A 24198-nucleotide genomic window follows, 5' to 3' on the forward strand; every position below is an offset into this window, starting at 1 on the left:
TATGATAAAGAAAATAGTGATGTTTTTGTTTCTAGGAATGTTTATTTTTAGCTGTGGTTCCAAAAAATCAGTGGCTAGAAAGCATAAATCAACTAAAACAAAAACAGAACACGTTGTACTTGCTGAAACTCCAAAAGATACTCAAGTAGCTAATAATGAAGAACCTGCTACAATTGAACCATTAAAAATTAGCTCTACAGAAGAATATTTAGAAAGGTTTAGTGCCATTGCACAAGAAGAAATGCGATTATATGGAATTCCGGCAAGTATCACTTTGGCACAAGGTATTTTAGAGTCTAATTCTGGTAGAGGAAGACTTTCAATTGAAGCAAATAATCACTTTGGAATAAAATGCCATGATTGGACCGGAGCCAAAATTTATCATGATGACGACGCATTACAAGAATGTTTCAGAAAATATAATGACGCCAAGTATTCATACAGAGATCATTCTTTATTCTTAACAAATCGAAAACGATACTCAAAGTTATTCGATTTAGATAAAGATGATTATAAAGCCTGGGCTAAAGAATTGAAAGCTGCTGGGTATGCCACAGACAGACATTATCCCAGTAAGCTTATAAGTTTAATTGAACGATACGAATTGTACAAGTTAGATGATGAAGTGTTAGGAGATAAAAATAAAAGGAAATCTAAAGCTCCAAAAACAGTAATTGAAGATACTGTTTATGAAGTTGAGGATGCCGATGTTATTGGAGATAATTCAGAAAAAAATGATTCCTCAGTTTCAAATAATCAAGGGCAAGAAATTAAAGCAAACACAGTAACAGGTAGTAACACTTACACAGTTGAAAAAGGTGATACATTGTATTCTATATCAAAAAAGTTTAACACAACTGTAAGTGAACTTCAAGATATGAACGGACTAACAGATAATTCAATTAGTTTAGGACAAAAATTGAAAGTAAAACCAGTAGTTGAAAATAACAATAATACTTATGTAGTTGAACAAGGAGATACATTGTATTCTATTTCAAAAAAGCATAATACAACAGTACAGGAGTTGCAGCAGCTTAATAATTTAAAAGGAACCACAGTTAGTATAGGACAAGTGTTGCAAATAAAATAGTTAAAATAAAATTGATTAAATATTAATATGAATTATAAACGAAGTAGTGCATTATTTGCACAAGCTGAAAGCGTTATTCCTGGTGGAGTAAACTCTCCGGTAAGAGCTTTTAAAGCTGTTGGAGGAACACCAATTTTTGTAAAAGAAGCAAAAGGAGCCTATTTATATGATGAGGATGGAAACAAGTTGATTGATTATATTAATTCATGGGGACCAATGATTCTTGGTCATGCTTATGAACCTGTTGTTAATGCAGTTATAGAAAAAGCAAAAAAAGGTACATCTTTTGGAATGCCTACCGAAATTGAAACTCAAATAGCCGAATTAGCAGTTTCTATGGTTCCAAATATTGATAAAATTCGTTTTGTTAATTCAGGAACAGAAGCTTGTATGAGTGCCATCAGGCTTGCAAGAGGTTTTACAGGTAAGGATAAAATTATAAAGTTTGCAGGTTGTTATCACGGCCATAGTGATTCGTTTTTAATTCAGGCAGGAAGCGGTGCCATTACATTTGGTTCACCTAATAGCCCTGGAGTAACAAAAGGAACTGCCAAAGATACTTTACTTGCAATTTATAATGATATTGAAAGCGTAAAAGCTCTTTTTGAAGCTAATAAAGAAGAAATAGCTTGTATAATTATTGAGCCAGTAGCTGGAAATATGGGATGCATTCCTCCTAAAGATGGTTTTCTAAACGATTTAAGAAATCTGTGTAATGAGCATAATATCTTGCTCATTTTTGATGAGGTTATGACAGGATTTAGATTAGCTAAAGGAGGCGCCCAAGAACTTTTTAATATTAATGCAGATATTGTTTGTTTTGGAAAAGTTATTGGTGGTGGTTTGCCAGTTGGTGCTTTTGCAGCTAGAAATGAAATCATGAATTATCTAGCGCCATTAGGGCCTGTTTATCAAGCAGGTACTTTAAGTGGAAATCCGTTAGCAATGGCTGCGGGATTAACGATGTTAGAAGCTTTAAATAACGATTCAGAGGTTTTTACAAGATTGGCTGAAAAAACAGAATATCTTCATAAAGGGTTTACCGAAGTTTTAAATAACAATAGAATTAATCATAAAATTAATAGAGCTGGTTCTATGATTTCCATACATTTTACTGAAGAGAATGTTGTTGATTTTGAAACGTCTGCTAAAGGAAATAATGAAACCTTTAAAAAATTCTTTCACGGTATGTTAGAAGAAGGCGTTTATATAGCTCCAAGTGCTTTTGAAACATGGTTTATAACAGATGCTTTAACTTACGACGATTTAGATTTTACAATAGAAGCCGTAAATAAGGTTGCTAGTAAACTATAAATAAAAAAGCCTTTCCAATTTTGGAAAGGCTTTTCAAACTAAACTAAACTAATCAACTAACTAACCAATCAATTCATACGAAACTGATTATTTCTATTTATTTCCACGTTTGGGCATATCCTCACGTTTTCTATTCATTTCTTGCTGTTGTTTTTCCCATTTTGCAAATTGCTCATCATTTAAAATCTTTTTCATTTTAGCTTTCATTGCAATTTGTTTATCCAATCGCTCATTCATCATTTTTAAACGTTCTTCTTTTGTAGGTTTTGCCATAGTTCCATTTTCTCTTTGAGCTATACGAGCTTCCATTTTTGCTTTTCTGTAAATGGCATTTTCTAAATTTATTTTTTGAATTTCTTTTTGTTGAGATTCATTCAAACCTAAATGCAAGGTCATTTTTTTTGTTTGCATCGTTGCCATTTCTTCTGGAGTCAAATCTTGGAATTTATCCATTCTTGGGCTTCTCTCTCTATTTGGTCTCTCTTTTGAGTTTTGAGCCGATACTTGAAAAGCTACCATTGATACTAAGGCAATCAATATTAATTTTTTCATGTTATAAATGATTTAAGAGTTTATTGCTATTATGACATTGCAATTTTAAAAAGGTTTAATAGGGTTTTTTACTTTAACTCATAATTAACAAAAGACAGAAGAAAATAACAGGATTCATTATTTTGAAATAGTCAAACTAATTCCAGTTTGAACATCGGGAGAATTATTGACTTCAAGATCCTCTCTAAAATATAATGTAATTTTGAATTTTGGTTGTGCATAGGTATATAAAAAGGACCAATAAGAGAGGTTGTCATATAGTGTGGAAAAACCATGCTGCCAACCGCCATTTATCTCTTTCCATTTACCAATCAACCTATAATAATCGGCTTCTTTTAATTTATTGTATCTTGTCTGTACTTGGTAATTGATCCCAAAGGAATTATAATTTTTTTTCTTTGTGTATTTAGTGAATTCAATTTCACTTTCAAAAGTTGCTAAATATGGATTGTTTCCTAAATCAACAACATTATTAAAGTTGATGATATTTTTACGTAAAGCACTTGTTCCTACTCCAAAATGGAATTCATTGTTATTTTTTAAAACAAATTTTTTAATGGCATTAGCTGAAGCACCTATATCTATTGAAGGATTGTATTTAGTGATATTGATGCCCAAGTGTGTTCCAAAATTAAAAAACAGATTTTTTCTTTTATTGATTAAAAAAGAAGGATAGTAGAAGTGATTTAGCTCAATACCACTTATAAAAAAATCATTGTTATGTAATTCAAGAATGTTTCCATTTCTGTCAGTATATTTAAAGTTAACTTGATTTAATCCATAGTAACGTCTTCCGTATGGATCTTCGCCCCCTGCAATATTGCTGTGAAACCATTCTATACTTTCATCACTTGTGAAAATTGAAAATGGATACTTTCCTTTAGTGATTAAATACGAACGTAGAGAAACATCTAATTCATTTTGTTTGTTAATTGGAATGTTTAGTTGAAATTTAAATTCTTTTATAACTGCATCAATAATGATATTCATATAATCAGCAGGAGTAGTTTCTTGGTCAACAAAATGAAAATTTCTATGATACCATATAAGTTGACTTTGTTGTTCCTGAACTAAAGGGTCTTTTGGTATATAAGCTTCTACAAAAGGATGAAATAAATTGCCGCTAGCATAATTAAAACTAAATGATGTATTTAAGTTTGCTGAGGTTTTGAAATTCTGATTTATTCTTGAACTAAAAATCCCAAAGTGATGTAAAGATATAATGCTTGGTTTATCTATTCCGTTCTTTAAAGAAATACTATCGTTTTGTTGAGCTTTAACAACAAATAAATTACAAGCTATAATTAAAAATAGAATTCTTTGCCACATACTTAAAATTAAATAAATCTCTGCAAAGCTGAAATAGGATTTCTTAAAAAATTATTAAATACCTGATTGTTAGTGTTAAAGATTCTTAAAGAGTTGTAACATTTTTGATTTTGAATAGTCTATTGGATATAACAACAAAAACCAAAAATAAAATTTCAAATAAAATGATAAAATCAGCCTTAATATTCAGTTTGTTAGTAACACTAAACACAACAACTGTAAGTAGTAAAAACATTGACAATCTTAATGGAACCAATCATTATGCTGTTAATAATTATTCAGATGACTTAGATTGGAGCAAAATCGAACTTATAAAAGTAGAAGAAGAAGTAGAACTTGGTTTTGATACCAAAGAATATTTGCCAAAAGACTTTAACCCATTGAAAGGGAAAAATGATTTGAATTGGAATAAAATTCAATTGATTAAAGTAGAAGAAGAAGCTAAACTTGGTTTTGATACCAAAGGGTATTTGCCAAAAGATTTTAATCCTTTAAAAGGAAAGAATGATTTAGATTGGAATACCATAAAACTTGAAAAAGTAGAAGAAGACGTTGAGTTAAACTTCAACACTAAAGATTATTTACCTGAAGGATTTAATCCATATTTAGGAATGACAAATTGTAAATTAGTTTATTAAACTTTAGCAGTATTATTCATAAAAAAAGGAACCACTTGTGGTTCCTTTTTTTATTTTAAGTGGAAATTATTTTATAGTAATTCAACAATTAAATCCTCTCCAACTTTTTCAACTTTTGCCAGTTTATGTTTGGTTAGCCCTTTAATGCCTTTGTCCCAAGCTTTATTACTTAGTTCAGATTTTAATTTAAGGTCATTTAAAGGCATACTTTTTTGAGATTTTAAAATATCTAAAATAACTTTTTCAGCTTCACTTAATTCAACAGCCTTTTTCTCTGGTCGCATTTGCGGGAAGAACAATACTTCTTGAATGGATTGATTATTGGTTAAAAACATTATCAATCTGTCCATGCCAATTCCCATTCCAGATGTTGGAGGCATACCATATTCTAAAGCTCTTAAAAAGTCTTCATCAATAAATTCTGTAGCTTCATCATCACCTTTTTCAGCCAATTTCAATTGATGCTCAAAGCGTTCCCGTTGATCAATTGGGTCGTTAAGTTCAGAATAAGCATTGGCAATTTCTTTCCCACAAACCATAAGCTCAAAGCGTTCAGTTAATTCAGGATTATCTCTGTGTTCTTTGCACAATGGACTCATTTCTTTTGGGTAATCAGTTATAAAGGTTGGTTGAATGTAATTGCCTTCACATTTTTCGCCAAAAATTTCATCGATTAATTTGCCTTTACCCATGGTGTCGTCTACTTCAATACCCATGCTTTTTGCTGCATCACGAATTTCATCTTCGTTTTTACCAGTAATATCAAATCCTGTAAAATGCTTTATGGATTCAGCCATGGTAACTCTGGCATATGGTGCTTTAAAATCTATATGATGTTCACCAAAAGTTGCTTTAGTGATTCCGTTAACAGCTATGGCACAATGTTCTAATAATTGTTCACAGAAATCCATCATCCAGTTGTAGTCTTTGTAAGCTACGTAAATTTCCATAGCTGTAAACTCAGGATTATGGGTTCTGTCCATTCCTTCATTTCTAAAGTTTTTAGAGAACTCATAAACGCCATCAAAACCACCAACAATAAGTCTTTTTAAATATAACTCATTCGCGATACGCATATACAAAGGAATATTCAAACTGTTATGGTGCGTAATAAAAGGTCTTGCAGCTGCACCACCAGGAATAGGCTGTAAAACTGGAGTTTCTACTTCAAAATAACCTGCATTATTAAAAAATGAACGCATGGCATTGAAGAGTTTTGTGCGTTTAACAAACACATCCTTAACCTGCGGATTTACAACTAAATCGGCATAACGTTGTCTGTAACGTTGTTCTGGATCTGTAAAAGCATCATAAACAACACCATCTTTTTCTTTAGGCATTGGTAAAGGTTTTAATGCTTTGCTTAACACAGTGAAATCTTCAACTTTTACAGTTTTTTCCCCAACTTGAGTAGTGAAAAGCTCGCCTTCAATACCTATGAAATCACCAAAGTCCAGTAGTTTTTTAAAGACTTCGTTATATTTTGTTTTGTCTTCACCAGGACAAATCTCATCTCGGTTAAAATAAACCTGAATTTTACCTTCTGAATCTTGAATTTGAGCAAATGATGCTTTTCCCTGCAATTTAATGGCCATAAGTCTACCTGCGATGGTAACTTTTTTGCCTTCTTCAAAATTGCTCTTAATGTCTTTAGAAGAATGATTTACGGGATATAAATCTGCCGGATATGGATTAATGCCTAATTGGCGTAATCTTGATAATTTTTCTCTTCTTACTAGTTCTTGTTCAGAAAGTTGCATGCTAATTATTTTTTTTGGCTATCATTTTTTTGATAGGCGAGTGCAAAATTACACTATTTAGAAAAATTAGCACACAACTTTTTGCTAGATTTTAAAAATGAAAAATATCCTTTATTCAGCTTAGTTTGCTGGGCTTAATACTTCGCCTTTTATTTTTAATATTGTGGTAGGCTCTGAAGCATTGGAAGTTAAAGTTACTGTTTTAGAGAATTTACCAATTCTGTTAGTATCGTATTTTACTTTAATTTCACCTGTTTCTCCTGGAGGAACCATATTTCTGCTATATGTTGGTACGGTACAACCACAAGATCCTTTTGCGTTTGAAATCACAATTGGTGCATCACCTGTATTTTTAAAAGTAAAAATACGCTCACCATTATCATTTTGGTGAATGGTTCCGTAATCAATTTCTGTAGTTGTAAACGATAATACACCTACTTTGTCACTAGCCTTTGCTTCTTGTGAAAAGTTAGTGCCATAAATTAATAAGCAAATTATTAATAAGAATTTAATTTTCATGCTTTGTAATTGATTGATTGTTTGATTCATTTTTATTGATTTAAGGGTTAATAGATAACAAACTTCTGAAAATTTAATTTATAATGGACAAAATAATGGGTTGAATTGAGTACTAGTACCAAGTTTTAAATATGTTATTTATTTGATATTTAAGTTTTTAATGTCTTCTCTGGACTGTACATTTAGCTTTTTAAAAATATTGTTTACGTGTGTTTTAACTGTGCTTAAACTTACAAATAGGGCATCGGCAATTTCCTTGTTGGATTTATTTTCTTGTATTAGGGCAAGAATGTTCTGCTCTTGCTTAGTAAGACAATCCGAAGGATTTTTGGTTTTATTAATTTTAAGTTTTTTAAATATTTGCCAAAAATATATATTCAGGATAATTGAAATAAACAGAAAAATGTAAAGCATGTAATTCCAATTAAACGTTATGTCTTCTGAATTTTTAGAGATAATGAACTTATCAGAAGTCAATTCTGTTCTATATTGTTTGGTGTATGTTGAATTTGGATATTGCTCCGTTAATCTGTTTAATAAACCATCATAGTAAGAATTCGTCTTTAAATCTTCAAGATAATATTCATGAAAGTCGCTGCTTCTATCTGATAAAAAGGAATAAATGTATAATTCGGCTAAAGGTTCCTTGAGTTTTAATCCATAATCTTGTAAGGCCTTAAACCATTTTTTGTTATTGAGTTTTCGGTTGGCTTCACTTCTAAATTGATTAAAAGCATATTTCATTTCCTCTTTTAAGGAGTCTATTTTAGTAAAAGATGCAGCCTTTAAATTATTTGATTTTATATCACAAAACATTTCTTTTTCAAAGGAAAATGGAAGTTTTATGGTGTCATTATCCTTGGCTATGAAAATAATCTCTTTGCTGTCATCGCAACGGCCATTAAAATGGTTTTCATTTAGATCTTCATCCGAGCAATTATCTACATGAATTCTGTAAATTTTATTTTCATTTTCTAATTGATCACCAGCAAACTCAAAAAAACCAAGGCTGTCAGTTTTTACTTTTGAAATAATCTGTTCTGAATAAATCCCTGTGATTTTTCTGTAGTCTTCAATTATAGAAAGGTAAACATTGGCGTGCCATTTTTTATTATCAACATGGCCACTAAAACTATATTGTGCTTTGGCTGATAAAGACGTAAAAACTAAGATGAATAAAACAATGTTTAACCTCATGGTACGAATCTACTATATTTTATTCAAAAAATGAAAGCACAATAAATAGTATTTTCAAGTAATTAAACTTGTTTTAAATCATGACATAAGTCATAGGCAAACTCAATCTTTATATATTATTTTGTTAAATATTTAATCATATCCAGCCAACAATAATAGCACAAAAAACAATATCAAAAAATTTAAATTCTGAAACAGATGAAACATCTTATTATTAGTGCAATTACATTATTATTAGTTCATTTTAGTTCGTTTGGACAAGATTTGTCTCCTTATATAAAAGTGGGTGAATCTTCAAATTCAATACAAGAAGTGTCCGATAAAGTCATTCAAACTTTAAAAGACAATTCTTTCACTGTTTTAGGAGCTTACAATCCTTCAAACAAAAGCACCTTAAAAGTAATTGCTTTTACAAGGAATGATTTGAAAAACACTGTGATAAAAGTGAAAGATAGAGGTGCCCTTGGTGCTGTTATGAAAATAGGATTGGTTGCAAAAGGCGATAAAATAATTATTTCATATACAAATCCAGATTATTTATTAAGAGCCTATTTGCCTACAACCTACAATACATATAAAAGTCAGTTTGAAAAATTCAGCTCAGATTTAAAAATTACTTTATCCTCCTTAGGAGATGAATTTAAGCCTTTTGGGGGTTCAGTTCAGGCAGATAAATTAGGTAATTATCATTATAAAATTATGATGCCTTATTTTACAGATCCAATAGAGCTTGCTGAATTTTCATCATTCAAAGAAGGTTTAAATATGATAACTAACAATTTAAAAGCAAACAAAGGAAACACAAAAGAAGTTTTTAGATTGGTTTACGAAAAAGAAGAAGTAGCTGTTTTTGGTGTTGGACTTCAAAGTAAAGAAAATGGTGAGTCATATTTTTTACCAAAAATAGGCGAAGATCATGTTGCAGCATTACCATATGAAATTATTTTACAAGGTAAAGAAGCCACTATGTTGCATGGTAAATACAGGATTGCATTGCATTGGCCAGAACTAACTATGGGAACTTTTATGAAAATTATGAGTACACCCGGCGATATTGAAGATGCTTTAGAGGCTTTATGTAAACAATCAGATATTTAAAATGTAACAACTCTTTTCTAAAAGCGTCATATTGATAATCATCAATTAAAAATCATCAAAATGAGTTTCTGGAGAGTTTTGCTTTCAATTATTTGTCCACCCTTGGCTGTTATAGATAAAGGTTGTGGATCTATTTTCATCGTGTTTTTATTATGGCTTTGTGGCTGGGTTCCCGGCGTTATTGCGGCATTGGTTATTCTTAACAATCCAAAGAATTAAAACGCAAAAATATTGTAATTTTGCAGCCTATGAATAAGAAAATAGAACTGCAAGATTTAGGTTTTAAAGACTATAAGCAAACTTGGGATTACCAAGAACAGTTGTTTAAAGGAATTGTAGATACCAAGATTAAAAACAGACGGGAAAATTTACAGCTTCCAACTGATAATTATTTTTTATTTGTCGAGCATCCTCACGTTTATACTTTAGGTAAAAGTGGTGATTTATCAAATCTGTTGTTGGATGAAAATCAACTAAAGCAAAAAGGAGCTACTTTTTATAAAATAAATAGAGGAGGCGATATTACATATCATGGTCCTGGACAGATTGTAGGATATCCTATTTTGGACTTAGAAAACTTTTTTACCGATATTCATAAATACCTTCGTTTTTTAGAAGAAATGATTATTTTAACACTTGCTGAATATGGCTTAAAAGCCGAAAGAAGTGAAGGAGAAACAGGTGTTTGGTTGGATGTAGGAACACCGTTTGCGCGTAAAATTTGTGCTATGGGAGTTCGAGCCAGTCGTTGGGTAACCATGCATGGTTTTGCTTTGAATGTGAACGCCAATTTAGGTTATTTTGATAATATCATTCCTTGTGGTATTAGAGGGAAAGCAGTTACCTCGCTTAATGTTGAATTAGGAGTAAAAGAGGTGAATGTTGAAGAAGTAAAAGAAAAACTGCTCAAACATTTTTCACATCTTTTTGAGGCGGAGTTTAAAAAATAAAAATGGATATATAATATAGCCCTGTTATTATAAAAACAACACCAGCAAAGTACCTCATAGCTTTTTCAATTTTTGTAATTCTACTGTAAAAAATACTTATGTTATTGGCAGCGAAAGCTAAAAGATAAGTGAACAAGATAACGGGAAGCCCTGTTCCAAATGCAAAAATAATTGGTAAATATAATCCTTCAGCACTTGATATTGTTAAAGGAACAAGCATTCCAAAAAACAAAGCTCCGCTATAAGGACAAAATGCTAGAGCAAAAATAATTCCAATCAAAAAAGAACCTAATAATCCTTTGTTTTTAAATTTTTCTGATAATTTATTTGAAAAATCAGACTTGCTTAAAAAGTTAAGCCTAATAACATTTAGCATAATCAACCCTAAAATGATTAAAAGTGGTCCTAAATATTTTTCTCCATTTTGATTGAAAAAACGGGCAACATGAAATTTACTTGCTCCAAAATATAAAAATAATCCAATAACTGAGTAGCTAAATGCTCTTCCTAAGGAATATAACAAACCACTTAAAAGTACCTTTCTTTTATTAGCTATATTTTTAGAAATAAAAGCAGTTGCAGTAATATTTGTTGCTAAAGGACAAGGACTTATAGCAGTCATGATTCCTAATATAAAAGCAGAAATAAATGGAAGATTTGTGTTTTCCAGTAACGATTGAAAATAATCCATTAGAGTGTTTTCAATTCATTTTCAATTTTAACTTTCAATTCTTTTGAAAATGCATCTTGGTCTGTGCCTTCCATAAAGGCAAATTCGGTTAAATCAACATGTTTTTCTCTGCCATCTTTTATAACGTTTAAAAATAATGATGTACCAGCAGCTTCAAATTTTTCGGCAATTTTTTCATTTTCTTTTTCATCTACATTAATAACCTGAAATGATATTTGGCCAGCTTTAAGTTCTTCAGGAAAATAAGTGTTGAGGGTGAATTTTGTATTGGCTTCAATAGCCAAACAAGTGGTGCATCTGTGTGTGGAATGAAAATCAATCACTTCTATTTTAGAAATATTTTGATTTGTTTTTGTGTCCTTACTTTTGTTTTGACCATTACATGAACTAAGGATTAAACTGAATACTAAAATTGAAAAGAATTTAAATGTTTTCATTTGTATTTGTTTTTAATTATAAAATAAGATTGAATATATAGCCTGATAAAATGATGCAGAGTGTTACAACTCCAAAAAAGATTCCGATTAATTTCATTGTCATCACTTTTTTTAGAAGCATAGCCTCAGGTAGTGATAATGCTACAACACCCATCATAAAGGAGATGGCTGTTCCCAAAGGAATCCCTTTAGCAACCAATACCTGAACAACAGGCAATATTCCTGAGGCGTTTGAATACATAGGAACTGCTAATATGGTTGCTATGGGTACCGCAAACAGATTGTCTTTGTTCATGTATTGTTCAAAAAATCCTTCCGGGATATAACCGTGCATCAATCCACCAACAGCAATCCCAATGATTACGTAAGGGATAATTCCTTTAATTATTTTAAGAGCTTCTGCCCAAATAATAGGTAAACGTTGTTTAAATGATTGTTTTTCTTCTTGAAATATATCCTGTTCTCTTTGAGCATTTGCAAGAATATCTTTTACCCAAGGCGTTAAATAACGCTCTAATTTTAATTTTTGAAGAATTGTTCCCGAGATAGTTCCTAATAATACACCGCTAACTACATATATGAGAGTTGTTTTAACTCCGAATAGCCCAATAAAAAGTCCAATAGCAACTTCATTTACTAATGGAGAAGTTACAAGAAAAGCAAAGGTGACTCCTAAAGGAATCCCGCCTCTTACAAAACCAATAAATAAAGGAACTGATGAACACGAACAAAAAGGAGTAACTACACCAAAAAGGCTTGCCATAAGGTATTCCAATCCGTATAATTTGTTACGAGACAAGAAGTTTTTGACCTTATCAATTGGAAAGTAACTATTGACGATTCCCATAAAGAAAATAACAACGGCAAGTAGTATTAAAATCTTGGTGGTGTCGTATATAAAGAAATTTAAAGCGTTGGCTAAATGATTCCCTTTTTCTAAATGGAGAGCATCAAATACTACCCAATCGGCTATATGTTGAATCCAATCAAACATATATTATATTAACAACAACTATCCGAAGAGCAACAGCTTCCTCCTACATTGGTAGCTGGTTTGTTATCATTTAATAAATCTAAAACTTCTGCTTTTGAAGGAATTCGTCCTTTTATGGCGACAACATCATTGATGACTAATGCAGGTGTACTCATTACATTAAATGTCATGATATCCATAATATCTTCTACTTTTTCAATGGTAGCGTCAATATTGTTTTCATTAACAACCTCTTGAACTAAACTTGTCATGGTTTTACACTTTGGACAGCCTGTGCCTAAAACCTTAATAGCTATACTCATAATTTGTTTTTTAATTAAAACTTATCAATCAAAAAAATCGGCAAACAGTGATTTGGCAAGTCTCCAATTTTCTTGATTAATACAATACTTTATTTTTGGAGGCTTTAATTCTCCTTGAATTAACCCAGCATTTTTTAATTCTTTTAAATGCTGAGATACCGTAGATTGAGCTAAAGGAAATACATCAACCAAATCACCAGTAAAACAACATGATTGTTTTTTTAAATATTTTAAAATAGCAATACGGGTTGGATGTCCTAAAGCCTTGGCAAAACGGGCTAAAGCTTCAGTGCTTTCTTTGTATTCAATATGCTCTAAACTTCTTTTCATATCTATTATCGCAAATGTACGATTGGTTTTGTTGGATGCATATGACATTTGTCATCTTATCCAAATTTTATAGATAATATTTCTTTCGTAACCAAAAAGAAACCCTTACCAAAATAATTAGAGCAGGGACTTCAACTAAAGGACCTATAACACCTGCAAATGCCTGACCAGAATTCAATCCGAAAACAGCAATAGCCACTGCAATAGCCAATTCAAAATTATTTCCTGCTGCGGTAAATGAGATTGCGGCATTTTTATCATAGTCAGCACCCATGGCCTTACTTACAAAAAAACCAATTAAAAACATGATGGCAAAGTAGATGAGTAAAGGAAGAGCAATAATTAAAACGTCTTTAGGAATTTGAACAATCAATTCGCCTTTTAGGGAAAACATAACGATGATTGTAAAAAGCAATGCTATTAACGTGATGGGAGATATGGTTGAAATGAACTTTTCTCTGTACCAAGTTTCGCCTTTTAATTTCACTAAAATCAGGCGGCTTAATAGTCCTAAAGTAAATGGAATTCCCAAATATATTGCAACGCTTTCAGCAATTGTACCAATCGAAATATCAACAATGGCACCTTTAAAACCAAAATAGGGAGGAAGAACGGTAATGAATAACCATGCATAAAAGCTATAGGCAAATACTTGAAATATACTATTTAAAGCTACTAAACCAGCTCCATACTCACTACTACCTTCTGCAAGATCGTTCCAAACCAATACCATCGCAATGCATCTTGCAAGCCCAATTAGTATCAATCCTACCATATATTCAGGGTAGTCTTGTAAAAAGATAATGGCTAAAATGAACATTAAAACAGGACCAATAATCCAATTCAATATAAGAGATATAGAAAGAATTTTTACATTCTGAAACACTTTTGGTAATAAAGCGTAATTCACTTTGGCTAAAGGAGGATACATCATTAAAATAAGTCCGATGGCAATTGGAATGTTGGTAGTTCCATTACTAAATGAATCTATAGTTTTAGGAAACGAAGGCGCAAAATATCCAATGCCAACACCTAAAGCCATGGCTATAAATATCCAAAGTGTTAAATAGCTGTCTAGGAAGCTTAGTTTTTTCTTTAATGCCATTTGATTGCTATTTTATTTGTGAAAAAACATAGTATAATTCGGTAGCAACTTGAATGCTTCTTTCATTGTATTTTTCTTTTTGCAGAGGTGTGTTATCAAAAGCTTTTGGATCATCAAAAGTAATGGAAATTCGTTTTTCTGCTCCTGAAATGAATGGACAACCAGCATCTGCGCTTGAACAGGTCATGATGGCTGCAAATTCAGATTTCGGATTAAAAACAGCATCATAAGTTTTAGAAAAGCCAATGATAGGATGCTCGTTTTCAGAGTATTTAATGGCGTAAACCGGATTTTCACCTTCTGAAAGAGTTTCAATTGTAAACCCTGAATTCATTAATGTTTCAGCAACCATAGGAAATAAAGCTGTGGCTTCTGTTCCGCCTGAATAGCAATACACATTTTCTATTTGAAAATAATAAGACATAACTTGTGCCCAAACTTGCGACAAGTGACTTCTACGTGAATTGTGGGTGCAAATAAAATTAAGCCTGATGTTTTGGTTTGTATTGTGTTTGGTTTTAATAAAATCAATCAATGGTTGAAGAATCGCTTGTCTTTCCTTCGTAATAGTTTTAATGTTTAAGGTGTTGATTAAGGCGTTTATTTTTGGAAACATAATCGATTGAATGAATTAACAGCAATTGGAGTTAGGTGAACAACATGAGCTTTCCAATTGTAGATCGGACAGTTTAACTTTTGGTTTTTTATCAGGAATTCCGCAGTTACTTTTTGCCAAACAATCGGTTTGTTTTGTGGTGAGTAAAAAATTTGTGCCGTCAAAATCCAACCCAAATTTCCCAATAGTAGTATCTTGATATTCAACTTCTATATTTAAATCATCTAATCCTAAAACTTTTTCAGATAACTCAATAATATGAACTAGTTTTTCGGGATGTAATCTATGGTCGTAATCATTGGCTTCCCATAATTGAAAATTCACAACATCTTCATTTCTAACTGTACCTCCACAATCAATAAAATGTTTACTGACTTTTCCAACTTCTGTTACATGAAAATGGTTTGGTACTAGGTTCCCGTTGGGTAATTGGAACGCAATGGTGTCTAAATTTTTTAAGTGATTCTTGATTTCTGATAGTGTCATAATGTTGTTTGTTTTATTGTGATATTGCGTTATATAAGTATGTTTTTTTTAGCAACAGGAAATAGAACCTTTTGGTTTCTGACTTAAAAAGGATGTAAACAAGGTTTCAATATCTGCCCATTTCTCTAGATTGATGCAGTAGCAAACACTGGTGCCTTCAATATTTCCTTTAATGATACCAATGTTTTTTAATTCTTTTAAGTGTTGCGAAATAGTAGGTTGTGCCAAACCAATTTCATCTACCAAATCACCACAAATACAACTGTTTATTTTGATAAGGTGTTGTAAAATAGCTATGCGAGCCGGATGCCCAAGAGCTTTTGCTATTTGAGCAATGTTATTTTGCTCGTCAGTAAAAATTTCGGTTTTAGTTAAACCCATAGCATTAATTATTATATTGCAATATTACGATTAAATAAATTATTGACAAAATATTTTTATTCTTTTTTATATCTAAGTATTTGAATTATCTAAAGTTTCAATGGCTTTAATTATGCTTGAAGAATTTAAAAAAGGTATATTAAACCATTGCTAATGATTAAATGCTTTATCATTCTATGTTTTTAAGTAATTTTTTACTAACTATTTTATTATCAATTTTTTAATTCAAGAAACACTAAGAAAAATTGAGTATCTTTGCAATAGGTTTATACCATTTTTGATTTTAATCAGTCATTATTCCATTTTGCTGTTTTAATAATACAATCTTTCACTCTAGCAATTGATTTCTCATTGAATTACGGATAGTCAAGCCAATATTTATTTGTTTTATAACAAACAATAAAAGAGAACTCATGAAAAAACAAACCTTAGGAGTTATTGGAACTTCAAGAAAACAAGATGAAAAGCGTGTGCCAATTCATCCAGAACATTTAGCACGTTTACCAGAGCATACAAGAAAACAATTAATTTTTGAAGAAGGATATGGCATTCCGTTTGGTTTGGATGATGATTTTTTTGTTTCTCAAGCCGGAGGTGTTGCTTCTCGGCATGAATTATTATCAGATTTAGGTTCAGTTATAATTGCAAAACCTGTATTAGCAGATTTACAAGAAATACGTCAAGGCGGCTTTATTTGGGGGTATCCACATTGTGCTCAACAAGGTGATATTACCCAAACCGCAATTGATAAAAAATTAACGCTAATTGCATTTGAAGACATGTTTGTTTGGTCCCCAGAAGGTCAAATGGGTAGACATACATTTTACAAAAACAATGAAATGGCAGGTTATTGCGCTGTGCTTCATGCTTTACAATTAAGAGGTATTGATGGACATTATGGTAAACAACGCAAGGTGATAATTTTTAGTTTTGGAGCCGTTAGTAGAGGAGCTATTTATGCGCTTAAAGCTCATGGGTTCAGAGATATAACTATTTGTATTCAAAGACCTGACCATGAGGTGCGTGAAGAAATTTTAGACGTTCATTATATTAGAATACGTGAAGGCAATAATAATGAAGCTAGAATGGTTACGGTTGAACATGATGGTACAGTGAGACCTTTATCAGATTTAATTAATGAATCTGATATTATTATTAATGGTGTTTATCAAGATACAGATAATCCAATAAATTTTGTAACTGTAGAGGAGAAAGATATTTTAAAATCAGGTTGTTTAATTATTGATGTGAGTTGCGATGAAGGTATGGGGTTTTATTTTGCAAAACCTACTACTTTTAAAAATCCATTTATTAGTATTAATAGTGTTGACTATTATGCGGTAGATCATACACCAAGTTATTTGTGGGAAAGTGCTTCAAGATCTATATCTGCAGCATTAATTGTTTATTTGCCAACCATTTTAGAAGGTTCTTATAGTTGGGTAAAAAATCCTACCATTCAAAAGGCTATTAATATTGAAGATGGTGTAATTAAAAAAGAGTCTGTATTAACTTTTCAGAACCGTGAACTAAAATATCCACATGATTTTATAAAAAACTAACCTTCCACATTAAAAAACACCTTGTAATAGTGCATTTTTTTCTCGTCATCATAACCACGCTCTAGGTATTCGCTGGCAGCTTCAGGTGCATCAATATCCAATTTAATTTGTATGTTGGTATCTAACTTAATATCGGTTTTTATTTTTTTCTTTTCCTTATTAACTACTAGTTCAGAAATGTCAAATTGATTTCTAATAAGAATATTTTTTTCGCTTTCAAATTCTTTTTTAAAGGAATCGAACAAGGTTTTATGCTTGTCTTCGGCAAACACATCTTCTTTAAATGTCTCAAGATTTACAACTTCATGCTCTTTAAAGAAATCGATGGTTTTTGCTAAAAAGGTGTTTTGTTCCTGTGAGCCATAACTGGTTTTTAAAATGTCGGTTGAGAAATCTTTGCAAAGCTCAATATACTGTTGCGTATGGCTGTTGGCATCATCAGCATATTTAATATTTAAGAATTGATTTATCCAATATTGGGCATCGTAATTATTATTGTCAACACTAAAAATAATGTTTCCTTCAGCATCTGATTGATTTAAAATTAAGCATCCTTTATCAACTTTTTTAGAGCTGATTCCTTTTTGAACCAATACATCATAACTATTGTTTTCTAAATAAGTTTGAAAGAAGTTTACTTTGTTTTCAATCTTAAAAATACCAAGTGCATTGGTAGTTATTTCGTTAAATTCAATACCTTCAAACATGACAATCAAGACATCACCAGTTTTAATTTGTGAAGAATTTGATTGTTCATATAAATGGTTAACTATATGTTTTGAAGTTTCAATAAAAGCATCATCATCATTAAAAATCTGGTTAGAATAACTATTGATTTCGTTAAGAGTAATGTTTGAATGATGATTAAAACGATGACTTTGAACAACTGAACTAAATGGTTTCAATAAAAAAGGAAGCATTAAATCGTAACTGGCTTCATCAAAATCGACTATTTTTTCTGAAAAAGCATTTTTTGTATCATTGAATTTATTACCAACTTTATGAATGATAAATTTTGAAATGGAAGCATTCTTTCTTGAAATCATAGTGTTTAATTTATCTTTTTTGAGTGTGCAATACTATGAAAAATTGAAAGAAATATGCTAATTAATTTTATATAGAATAATGGAATTGTTTTCTCCTTTGGTTACAAACTCCAAATCCCTGTCAGAATCAATATTATCAAGACTTATAGCCGAATTTCCGTATACAGGAAAGTTAGGCAACAATTTAGCATTACTATCAAACAGATATACTTTTTGTGTCTGTAAATCGGTTACTGTAACGTAAATCTTATCTTGTAAATAGAATAGTTTTGGTGCCGTATAAATGCCAAAATCCAACTCATAAGAATTTCCTTTTATTGATAATTTGTTGTCACCAAGTGTTACCAAAGTTTTGCTAGAACTATCAATATGATGTTGTGAAGGCAGACTTATGTTTTGCGATACACTATTACCTTTGGTGTCTATTGAAATTAGGTTTCCTTCAGTGCTTGTTGTCGTAAATTTATCATTATAAACATATATGGATTCATTTGAAAATGTACTTGTTGTTTTAGGATTGAGCCTGGTTTTACCAGTCCTGTCAAGTACATAAATTTTATCTAAAGTTTTAAACACGATATAATCTTTACCACTAATTCTAAAATGTTGTGGTTGACTAAGTATTATGTTGTTTGCAGCTTTAAAATTAAACCCTTTAACTTCTTTCAAATTTTTATCGTACATCAATACATTTTTTCCTTGTGTTACTAAAAGTCTGTAGTTTTTGTCTTTATCATAATCAAAAACAGATAAAGGCTGTGTAATCACATCATTGAAATTTCCAGGGAAAGGTGCTACATCTTTACCATTTCTGTCGACAAGATAAACTTTGTGTGGTGTGGCAAATAGTAGTTGAAGTCTACCATTTTTAAAAATATCAATTTGTTCAATTGTTCCTAAAACAGGTCCGTCCAATTGTTTTTTCCAAAGAATTTTACCTGAATTAGATATTAAATACAAGTTGTTTTTAATGTCTTGAACAACAATTTCTTTTTGCTTGTTTAAATGATTTGTTACAAATTGTGGATTGGTAAGCAAATCTATATCTAGTTTTATATTTAATTCTTCTGAAATAGAATTTAGTGATGCTTTTTCTTTCGTTTTTTTGATGATGCCATTAACATGAGCAAAATTATTGTCGTAAATAAATTGTATCGCAGAAGCTTTGTATTTATCCAAAGATAAGCTGGTATCTTCATTTAAGTTTTTATTTATAACCTCATTAAGTGTATTTGGGCTTAACACCAATAATAATGATGAAGCATCACTAAGTTGCTTTTTAATGTCATTAAAATATGGTTGCTCTCCTAAAGTGGTTTTATTTTGATAATTTGAAATGATATTTTGTAACAGTTCAATGTCGTCTGTAAACACAAAAAAGTTGTCAAGAACACAATATCGAGTAGCATTTTCAAAGGAAATTAAAGGAGAAAATGAAGCTTTAAACAGATTTGGCTGACTAAAACTAAAAATGTCTGTTTGCCTAAAGGTGTCAATAACATTTTGTTCACTAATTAAGGCGTCCTCAGTTGAAAAAGCATCCAGAGAATTTAAAACAACTACTTTTTTATTTGATTGATAAATGACACCAACTTCAATAATGTTATCAAAAAGAGTAGTCTGATTTTTTAAAGTGTCTATTTGAGTGAACTTAACCAGATTAGAATTAAAGTTTTTAAAGCTGCTAAATGTGAAACTTAAAAAACCATCGGCATTTTCTGGAGCTATATTTTGAAGTTGATTTTCCTGTGGAATCGTGTTTTTAAAAACATTTAGAAAGCTTTTTGTAGAGTCACTGGCTTGAGTAATGCCATTGAAAATAATATTGTCCTGACTAATGTCAGTATCAATTGCCAGATACTTCGTGAAGGTTTTAAAGGGTAATTCATTTTCAGGAAACAGTGTTTTTGTTAGGCTGTTTTCTTCATCTTTAAGTATTATAGAAACAGTTTTATCGTCAATTGTTGTTTTATATATTTTTTCCAGTTCAACATTGGTATTTGAAAACTCAAAAGCTTGTTCAACTAGTTTTTTTGATGATGATGAAAAAAAGGTACTATCAATTATTGCACTATAAAAAGTGTTTTTGTTTAAAGTTGATTTGATGATTGATTTATCTTCATATTTTAAAGTTTCTTCAACGTAATTTTTTAAAGAATCTCTAATAAACAATTCTTTTGAATATTTAGTAATAACAGAATATTGCAGGCTGTCTAAATCATCTTTAGAAAAGCAAATTAAAACTTGTTCTTTAGGTTTTAAAAGGGTTAAACCGTTTAATTGCTGATTTAAATTTTTGTATGCATTTGTTTTTGAGATACTTTGAATAAAATCGTTGTTTTCAATGCTGTTTTTTAAGCTTTCAATATTTGACGTTTTTAGTAGTACAGATGTGTTTTCTGGAATAAAATGGAATAAACTTGAATGATCTGTATTTTCGTTTGAACAACTAAAAATGAAAAGAAATAAGAAGGAAAACCTAAAGAATCTCATGGATAAATTAATTTATACAAACCTAAGATATTTTTAAGTTATTTAAAATTTATAGAATATCAAATAAAGATTTTATAAATCGAATTTAAGTTGTTCTGGTAATAATCTAAATGTTTTTCTGTGGTATTTGGTAATACCATACTTTTTGATGGCTTCTCTGTGTTCTTTGGTTGGGTATCCTTTGTTCTGTTTCCAATTATACATGGGGTATTCTTCATGAATCTTGTTCATGTAGTCATCGCGATATGTTTTTGCTAAAACCGAAGCTGCCGCAATACTCATAAATTTTCCATCACCTTTTATAATGGTTTCAAAAGGAATGTTTTTATAAGGTTTAAATTTATTGCCATCAACTATAATGAATTCTGGTACAGGAAGTAATTGATCAATAGATTTATGCATGGCCAAAATAGATGCGTTAAGAATGTTTATTGTATCTATTTCCTCTTGGAATACATGAGCAACTGCAAATGATAATGATTCTGTTTCAATAATTGGTCTAAGGAAATCTCTTTTAATTTCTGTTAATTGTTTGGAATCATTTAATATGGTATTGGAAAAATTCTCATTAAAAATAACAGCTGCAGCAGTTACCGGACCAGCTAAACAACCACGGCCAGCTTCATCCGTGCCACATTCTAACTTAAAGGTTGAGAAATTTAATGTAAGCATACTATAGTTAAGAATGTCAAATTTATAATTTTTAAGTCTTAGTTTTAAGCTATTGATAATTTTTGATCTTTATTTTTATCAAATTAAAATGAATGGTTATGATATTCGTAATTTGAAGTATTAAAAATTACTATATATTAATTTTTTATATCATAAAACTGATTAAAAATCAATAACAACCAAGTTTATAATTGTTAAAATTCAATTTTTTTGATTAATTTTTTGTTTATTCAATTTAATATTTACACTTTTGCCACCGACTAATTCAAATTAATTATAACAAATCATACTTTTTTTAGGATGATTGTTTTAAAGAAAGCCAGCAAATATTTGCTGGCTTTCTTAATTTAAAATAATTGTCGATGCTTTGCGTTCAAATAATTACTTTTGCTTTGGAAAAAAACAAATATGAAGAAACTGGTTTTATCAATTATTTTACTGTGTTGGTTTAGTGGTGTTTATGCGCAAGATCAAAAAATTCTTCCAAAGAAAGGTTTAGGTGCAGTTAAAGGACAAGATTCGGTTTATGATAATTCTAACAGATCTAGAGATATTAAAAAAGGCAAAAGCACAAAGCAACAGGTTGGTAAGATTACTGACTACTTAATAATTAGCCAAGAAAACGATACAACATTTGTTGATACAACATTAACAATATATAAGGATTATAAATTCAATTATTTAAGAAAGGATGATTTTGAACTAATTCCGTTTTCAAATTTAGGACAAACCTATAATTCACTTAGCTATAATTTTGAAAACACTAAGCTTATGCCAAGTTTTGGAGCAAGAGCAAGACATTTTAATTATATGGAAGTTGAAGATATTAAATATTATAGAGTTCCAACGCCACTTACTGAATTGTTTTTTAAAACCGCCTTTGAGCAAGGTCAGTTATTGGATGCTTTTTTCACGGTAAATACAACACCTAGATTTAATTTCTCAATAGCCTATAAAGGATTGCGTTCATTGGGCAAGTATCAGCATATTTTAACAAGTACGGGTAATTTTAGGTTCACAATCAATTATTCAACAAAAAACAATAAGTATCATCTAAGAACACATATTGTAACTCAAGACTTGATGAATCAGGAAAACGGAGGATTGCAAGATAGTAGCGTGCCTTATTTTGAAACTGGTGATCCCGAGTTTTTAGATCGTTCAATTTTAGAAGTAAACTTTGAAAATGCCGAAAGCATACTTAAAGGAAAGCGTTTTCATTTAGATCACACCTATGATATTGTTCGTAAAAAAGATTCAACTTCAAGTAATAAACTAAATATAAGACACATCATGTCGTTTGAAGACAAGTATTTTCAGTACGATCAAACAAATTCAAATGCTTATTTTGGAGATGCTTTTAAAAGCTCTAAACTTAAAGACAGAGTATCTTTAGAAAATTTTTACAATCAATTTCAATTAAATTATAGTAATGACTTGATTGGCGATTTACAATTTAATGTAAGTAATGATAATTATAATTATGGGTATAATAAACTAGTTGTATTAAATGGAGAAACGATTGTAAACAGATTAAAAGGAGATATCTATGCTGTTGGCGGCAAATATCATAAAAAATACAAGAGCTTTGATTTTAATGGTGAAATGGGGATTAACGTAACAGGAGATTTTGATGGCAATTATATTAAAGGAACAGCTTCTTTTAAATTAAACGATGATATGTCTGCAACTGCCTCTATTAATCATAGTTCAAAAGCACCTAATTATAATTTTTTATTATATCAAAGTGATTATGTAAATTATAACTGGCGAAATAATTTTAATAATATAGAAACCGAACAGCTATCATTTCATTTGAAATCAAAAAAGATTGTTGATGTTTCAGCCGATTATTCTACAATCACAGATTATGCTTATTTCAAAAAAGACGAAACCACGAATCTAATTAAAGCATATCAAAACAATTCAACTATTACATATTTGCGTATTAAACTAGAAAAGGAAATTAAGTTTGGCAAGTTTGCTTTAAACAATACGATGCTATACCAAAACGTACAAGACGAAAACAATACATTAAATGTCCCAGAACTAACAACTCGCAATACCTTATACTTTTCAAGCAATATGTTTAAAAAAGCATTGTATTTGCAAACTGGGGTAACATTAAATTATTTCTCGTCATATTATATGAATGCTTACGATCCATTGTTGGCAGAGTTTTACATTCAAAATGAAAAAGAATATGGAAATTTCCCTAGATTGGATTTCTTTATCAATGCAAAAATTCGCCAAACACGAATATTTTTAAAGGCCGAACATTTCAATTCAGCGTTTACAGGTTATAATTATTATTCAGCACCAAACTATCCTTATAGAGATTTCGTAGTTCGATTTGGTATTGTTTGGAATTTCTTCATGTAGTTTTTTTTGGCATTTCCAAACCAAAATTGGTTTGGCCGCGCTTTCACTGCTCACTTTTTTATGGATTACTTTAAAAAGCAATCCATAAAAAGAGTTCAAACAAGCGTTCAATCGCTAATGCAAACACCCTTTTTTTAAAATTTTTTATGTGTCTCGAAAAAAAGTAGTGACAAATGCTCTCCGTAAAATATTCATAATCAGTGGATAAAAAGGTGTTAAGAAAAAAGGCAAAAAAAAGACGGAAAAAGCCATTG

At 30.5% G+C, this 24198-nt stretch carries 25 protein-coding genes; 8 read left to right on the top strand and 17 right to left on the bottom strand.

All coding sequences use genetic code 11. The annotated features are described in order from the left end of the window. The first annotated feature begins 1 nt into the window (after window position 1). Together V8G69_RS14730 and hemL are read left to right on the top strand one after the other, a co-directional pair. The gene (locus V8G69_RS14730; RefSeq protein WP_394882854.1) at window positions 2-1090 is read left to right on the top strand and encodes a glucosaminidase domain-containing protein; all 1089 of its coding nucleotides are present in this window, start codon (window positions 2-4) and stop codon (window positions 1088-1090) included. A 27-nt stretch (window positions 1091-1117) separates the two neighbouring features. Continuing rightward, window positions 1118-2404: a glutamate-1-semialdehyde 2,1-aminomutase gene (gene hemL / locus V8G69_RS14735; protein WP_394882855.1), complete on the top strand. Its 1287-nt coding sequence runs from the start codon at window positions 1118-1120 to the stop codon at window positions 2402-2404. A gap of 93 nt (window positions 2405-2497) precedes the next feature. On the opposite strand, the gene V8G69_RS14740 is transcribed toward hemL, so the two are convergent. Together V8G69_RS14740 and V8G69_RS14745 are read right to left on the bottom strand one after the other, a co-directional pair. Further along, window positions 2498-2956 carry a hypothetical protein gene (locus tag V8G69_RS14740; RefSeq protein ID WP_394882856.1) on the bottom strand — a complete coding sequence of 153 codons (459 nt, stop codon included), beginning with the start codon at window positions 2954-2956 and terminating at the stop codon, window positions 2498-2500. Window positions 2957-3073: 117 nt separating this feature from the next. Continuing rightward, complete coding sequence (locus tag V8G69_RS14745; RefSeq protein ID WP_394882857.1) at window positions 3074-4285, bottom strand: hypothetical protein; 1212 nt, start codon at window positions 4283-4285, stop codon at window positions 3074-3076. A 164-nt stretch (window positions 4286-4449) separates the two neighbouring features. Here V8G69_RS14745 and V8G69_RS14750 point away from each other — a divergent pair, with 164 nt between their 5' ends. Further along, window positions 4450-4923 (top strand): hypothetical protein, encoded by a 474-nt coding sequence (locus V8G69_RS14750; RefSeq protein WP_394882858.1) that lies wholly within the window; start codon window positions 4450-4452, stop codon window positions 4921-4923. 71 nt (window positions 4924-4994) lie between these two features. Here the strand turns inward: V8G69_RS14750 and lysS are convergent, their stop codons facing one another. The 3 genes from lysS to V8G69_RS14765 all read right to left on the bottom strand — a co-directional run bounded on the left by lysS (window position 4995) and on the right by V8G69_RS14765 (window position 8399). After that, a complete protein-coding gene (gene lysS, locus V8G69_RS14755; protein ID WP_394882859.1) occupies window positions 4995-6683 on the bottom strand; it encodes a lysine--tRNA ligase in 1689 nt (562 codons plus the stop codon). Window positions 6684-6803: 120 nt separating this feature from the next. After that, a complete protein-coding gene (locus V8G69_RS14760; RefSeq protein ID WP_394882860.1) occupies window positions 6804-7232 on the bottom strand; it encodes a DUF1573 domain-containing protein in 429 nt (142 codons plus the stop codon). Between the two features lie 108 nt (window positions 7233-7340). Further along, entirely contained in the window at window positions 7341-8399 is a 1059-nt protein-coding gene (locus V8G69_RS14765) for a helix-turn-helix transcriptional regulator (RefSeq protein ID WP_394882861.1), read from the bottom strand. A 198-nt stretch (window positions 8400-8597) separates the two neighbouring features. Here V8G69_RS14765 and V8G69_RS14770 point away from each other — a divergent pair, with 198 nt between their 5' ends. From V8G69_RS14770 to lipB, 3 genes are read left to right on the top strand one after another with little or no spacing between them, the layout of a single operon-like run. Beyond that, window positions 8598-9497 carry a hypothetical protein gene (locus V8G69_RS14770; protein ID WP_394882862.1) on the top strand — a complete coding sequence of 300 codons (900 nt, stop codon included), beginning with the start codon at window positions 8598-8600 and terminating at the stop codon, window positions 9495-9497. Window positions 9498-9557: 60 nt separating this feature from the next. Then, window positions 9558-9716, top strand: coding sequence for a YqaE/Pmp3 family membrane protein (locus V8G69_RS14775; RefSeq protein ID WP_209653349.1), 159 nt, complete (start codon window positions 9558-9560; stop codon window positions 9714-9716). Window positions 9717-9745: 29 nt separating this feature from the next. After that, entirely contained in the window at window positions 9746-10447 is a 702-nt protein-coding gene (gene lipB, locus V8G69_RS14780; RefSeq protein ID WP_394882863.1) for a lipoyl(octanoyl) transferase LipB, read from the top strand. On the opposite strand, the gene V8G69_RS14785 is transcribed toward lipB, so the two are convergent. The 9 genes from V8G69_RS14785 to V8G69_RS14825 all read right to left on the bottom strand — a co-directional run bounded on the left by V8G69_RS14785 (window position 10437) and on the right by V8G69_RS14825 (window position 15789). After that, window positions 10437-11138, bottom strand: a complete 702-nt coding sequence (locus V8G69_RS14785; RefSeq protein WP_394882864.1) for an aromatic aminobenezylarsenical efflux permease ArsG family transporter — start codon at window positions 11136-11138, stop codon at window positions 10437-10439. The two genes, lipB and V8G69_RS14785, sit on opposite strands and share 11 nt — an antisense overlap. After that, window positions 11138-11575 (bottom strand): nitrophenyl compound nitroreductase subunit ArsF family protein, encoded by a 438-nt coding sequence (locus V8G69_RS14790; RefSeq protein ID WP_394882865.1) that lies wholly within the window; start codon window positions 11573-11575, stop codon window positions 11138-11140. The genes V8G69_RS14785 and V8G69_RS14790 overlap by 1 nt, the downstream gene beginning before the upstream one ends. 16 nt (window positions 11576-11591) lie before the next feature. Further along, window positions 11592-12569 (bottom strand): permease, encoded by a 978-nt coding sequence (locus V8G69_RS14795; protein WP_394882866.1) that lies wholly within the window; start codon window positions 12567-12569, stop codon window positions 11592-11594. Between the two features lie 8 nt (window positions 12570-12577). Continuing rightward, window positions 12578-12871 carry a thioredoxin family protein gene (locus V8G69_RS14800; protein ID WP_394882868.1) on the bottom strand — a complete coding sequence of 98 codons (294 nt, stop codon included), beginning with the start codon at window positions 12869-12871 and terminating at the stop codon, window positions 12578-12580. A 24-nt stretch (window positions 12872-12895) separates the two neighbouring features. Next, window positions 12896-13201, bottom strand: a complete 306-nt coding sequence (locus V8G69_RS14805) for an ArsR/SmtB family transcription factor (RefSeq protein ID WP_394882870.1) — start codon at window positions 13199-13201, stop codon at window positions 12896-12898. 67 nt (window positions 13202-13268) lie between these two features. After that, a complete protein-coding gene (gene arsB, locus V8G69_RS14810) occupies window positions 13269-14306 on the bottom strand; it encodes an ACR3 family arsenite efflux transporter (protein ID WP_394882872.1) in 1038 nt (345 codons plus the stop codon). A 7-nt stretch (window positions 14307-14313) separates the two neighbouring features. Further along, window positions 14314-14922, bottom strand: coding sequence for a low molecular weight phosphatase family protein (locus V8G69_RS14815; RefSeq protein ID WP_394882874.1), 609 nt, complete (start codon window positions 14920-14922; stop codon window positions 14314-14316). A 15-nt stretch (window positions 14923-14937) separates the two neighbouring features. After that, on the bottom strand, window positions 14938-15408 hold the full coding sequence (locus V8G69_RS14820; protein ID WP_394882876.1) for a DUF6428 family protein: 471 nt from the start codon (window positions 15406-15408) through the stop codon (window positions 14938-14940). A 48-nt stretch (window positions 15409-15456) separates the two neighbouring features. Continuing rightward, window positions 15457-15789 (bottom strand): ArsR/SmtB family transcription factor, encoded by a 333-nt coding sequence (locus V8G69_RS14825; protein WP_394882877.1) that lies wholly within the window; start codon window positions 15787-15789, stop codon window positions 15457-15459. A gap of 413 nt (window positions 15790-16202) precedes the next feature. Between V8G69_RS14825 and V8G69_RS14830 the strand changes: the two genes are divergently transcribed. Continuing rightward, on the top strand, window positions 16203-17351 hold the full coding sequence (locus V8G69_RS14830) for a N(5)-(carboxyethyl)ornithine synthase (protein WP_394882878.1): 1149 nt from the start codon (window positions 16203-16205) through the stop codon (window positions 17349-17351). Here V8G69_RS14830 and V8G69_RS14835 read toward each other — a convergent pair. The 3 genes from V8G69_RS14835 to V8G69_RS14845 all read right to left on the bottom strand — a co-directional run bounded on the left by V8G69_RS14835 (window position 17348) and on the right by V8G69_RS14845 (window position 21562). Further along, on the bottom strand, window positions 17348-18397 hold the full coding sequence (locus V8G69_RS14835; RefSeq protein WP_394882880.1) for a nucleoid-associated protein: 1050 nt from the start codon (window positions 18395-18397) through the stop codon (window positions 17348-17350). The two genes, V8G69_RS14830 and V8G69_RS14835, sit on opposite strands and share 4 nt — an antisense overlap. Before the next feature lie 57 nt (window positions 18398-18454). Next, window positions 18455-20890, bottom strand: a complete 2436-nt coding sequence (locus V8G69_RS14840; protein WP_394882882.1) for a ribonuclease HII — start codon at window positions 20888-20890, stop codon at window positions 18455-18457. 72 nt (window positions 20891-20962) lie between these two features. Next, window positions 20963-21562 carry a ribonuclease HII gene (locus V8G69_RS14845; RefSeq protein ID WP_394882883.1) on the bottom strand — a complete coding sequence of 200 codons (600 nt, stop codon included), beginning with the start codon at window positions 21560-21562 and terminating at the stop codon, window positions 20963-20965. A gap of 408 nt (window positions 21563-21970) precedes the next feature. Between V8G69_RS14845 and V8G69_RS14850 the strand changes: the two genes are divergently transcribed. Next, complete coding sequence (locus tag V8G69_RS14850) at window positions 21971-23944, top strand: putative porin (protein ID WP_394882884.1); 1974 nt, start codon at window positions 21971-21973, stop codon at window positions 23942-23944. Window positions 23945-24198: the final 254 nt, after the last annotated feature.

The organism is Gaetbulibacter sp. M235 (assembly GCF_043876835.1).
In the GTDB taxonomy this organism is placed as follows: Bacteria; Bacteroidota; Bacteroidia; order Flavobacteriales; family Flavobacteriaceae; genus Yeosuana.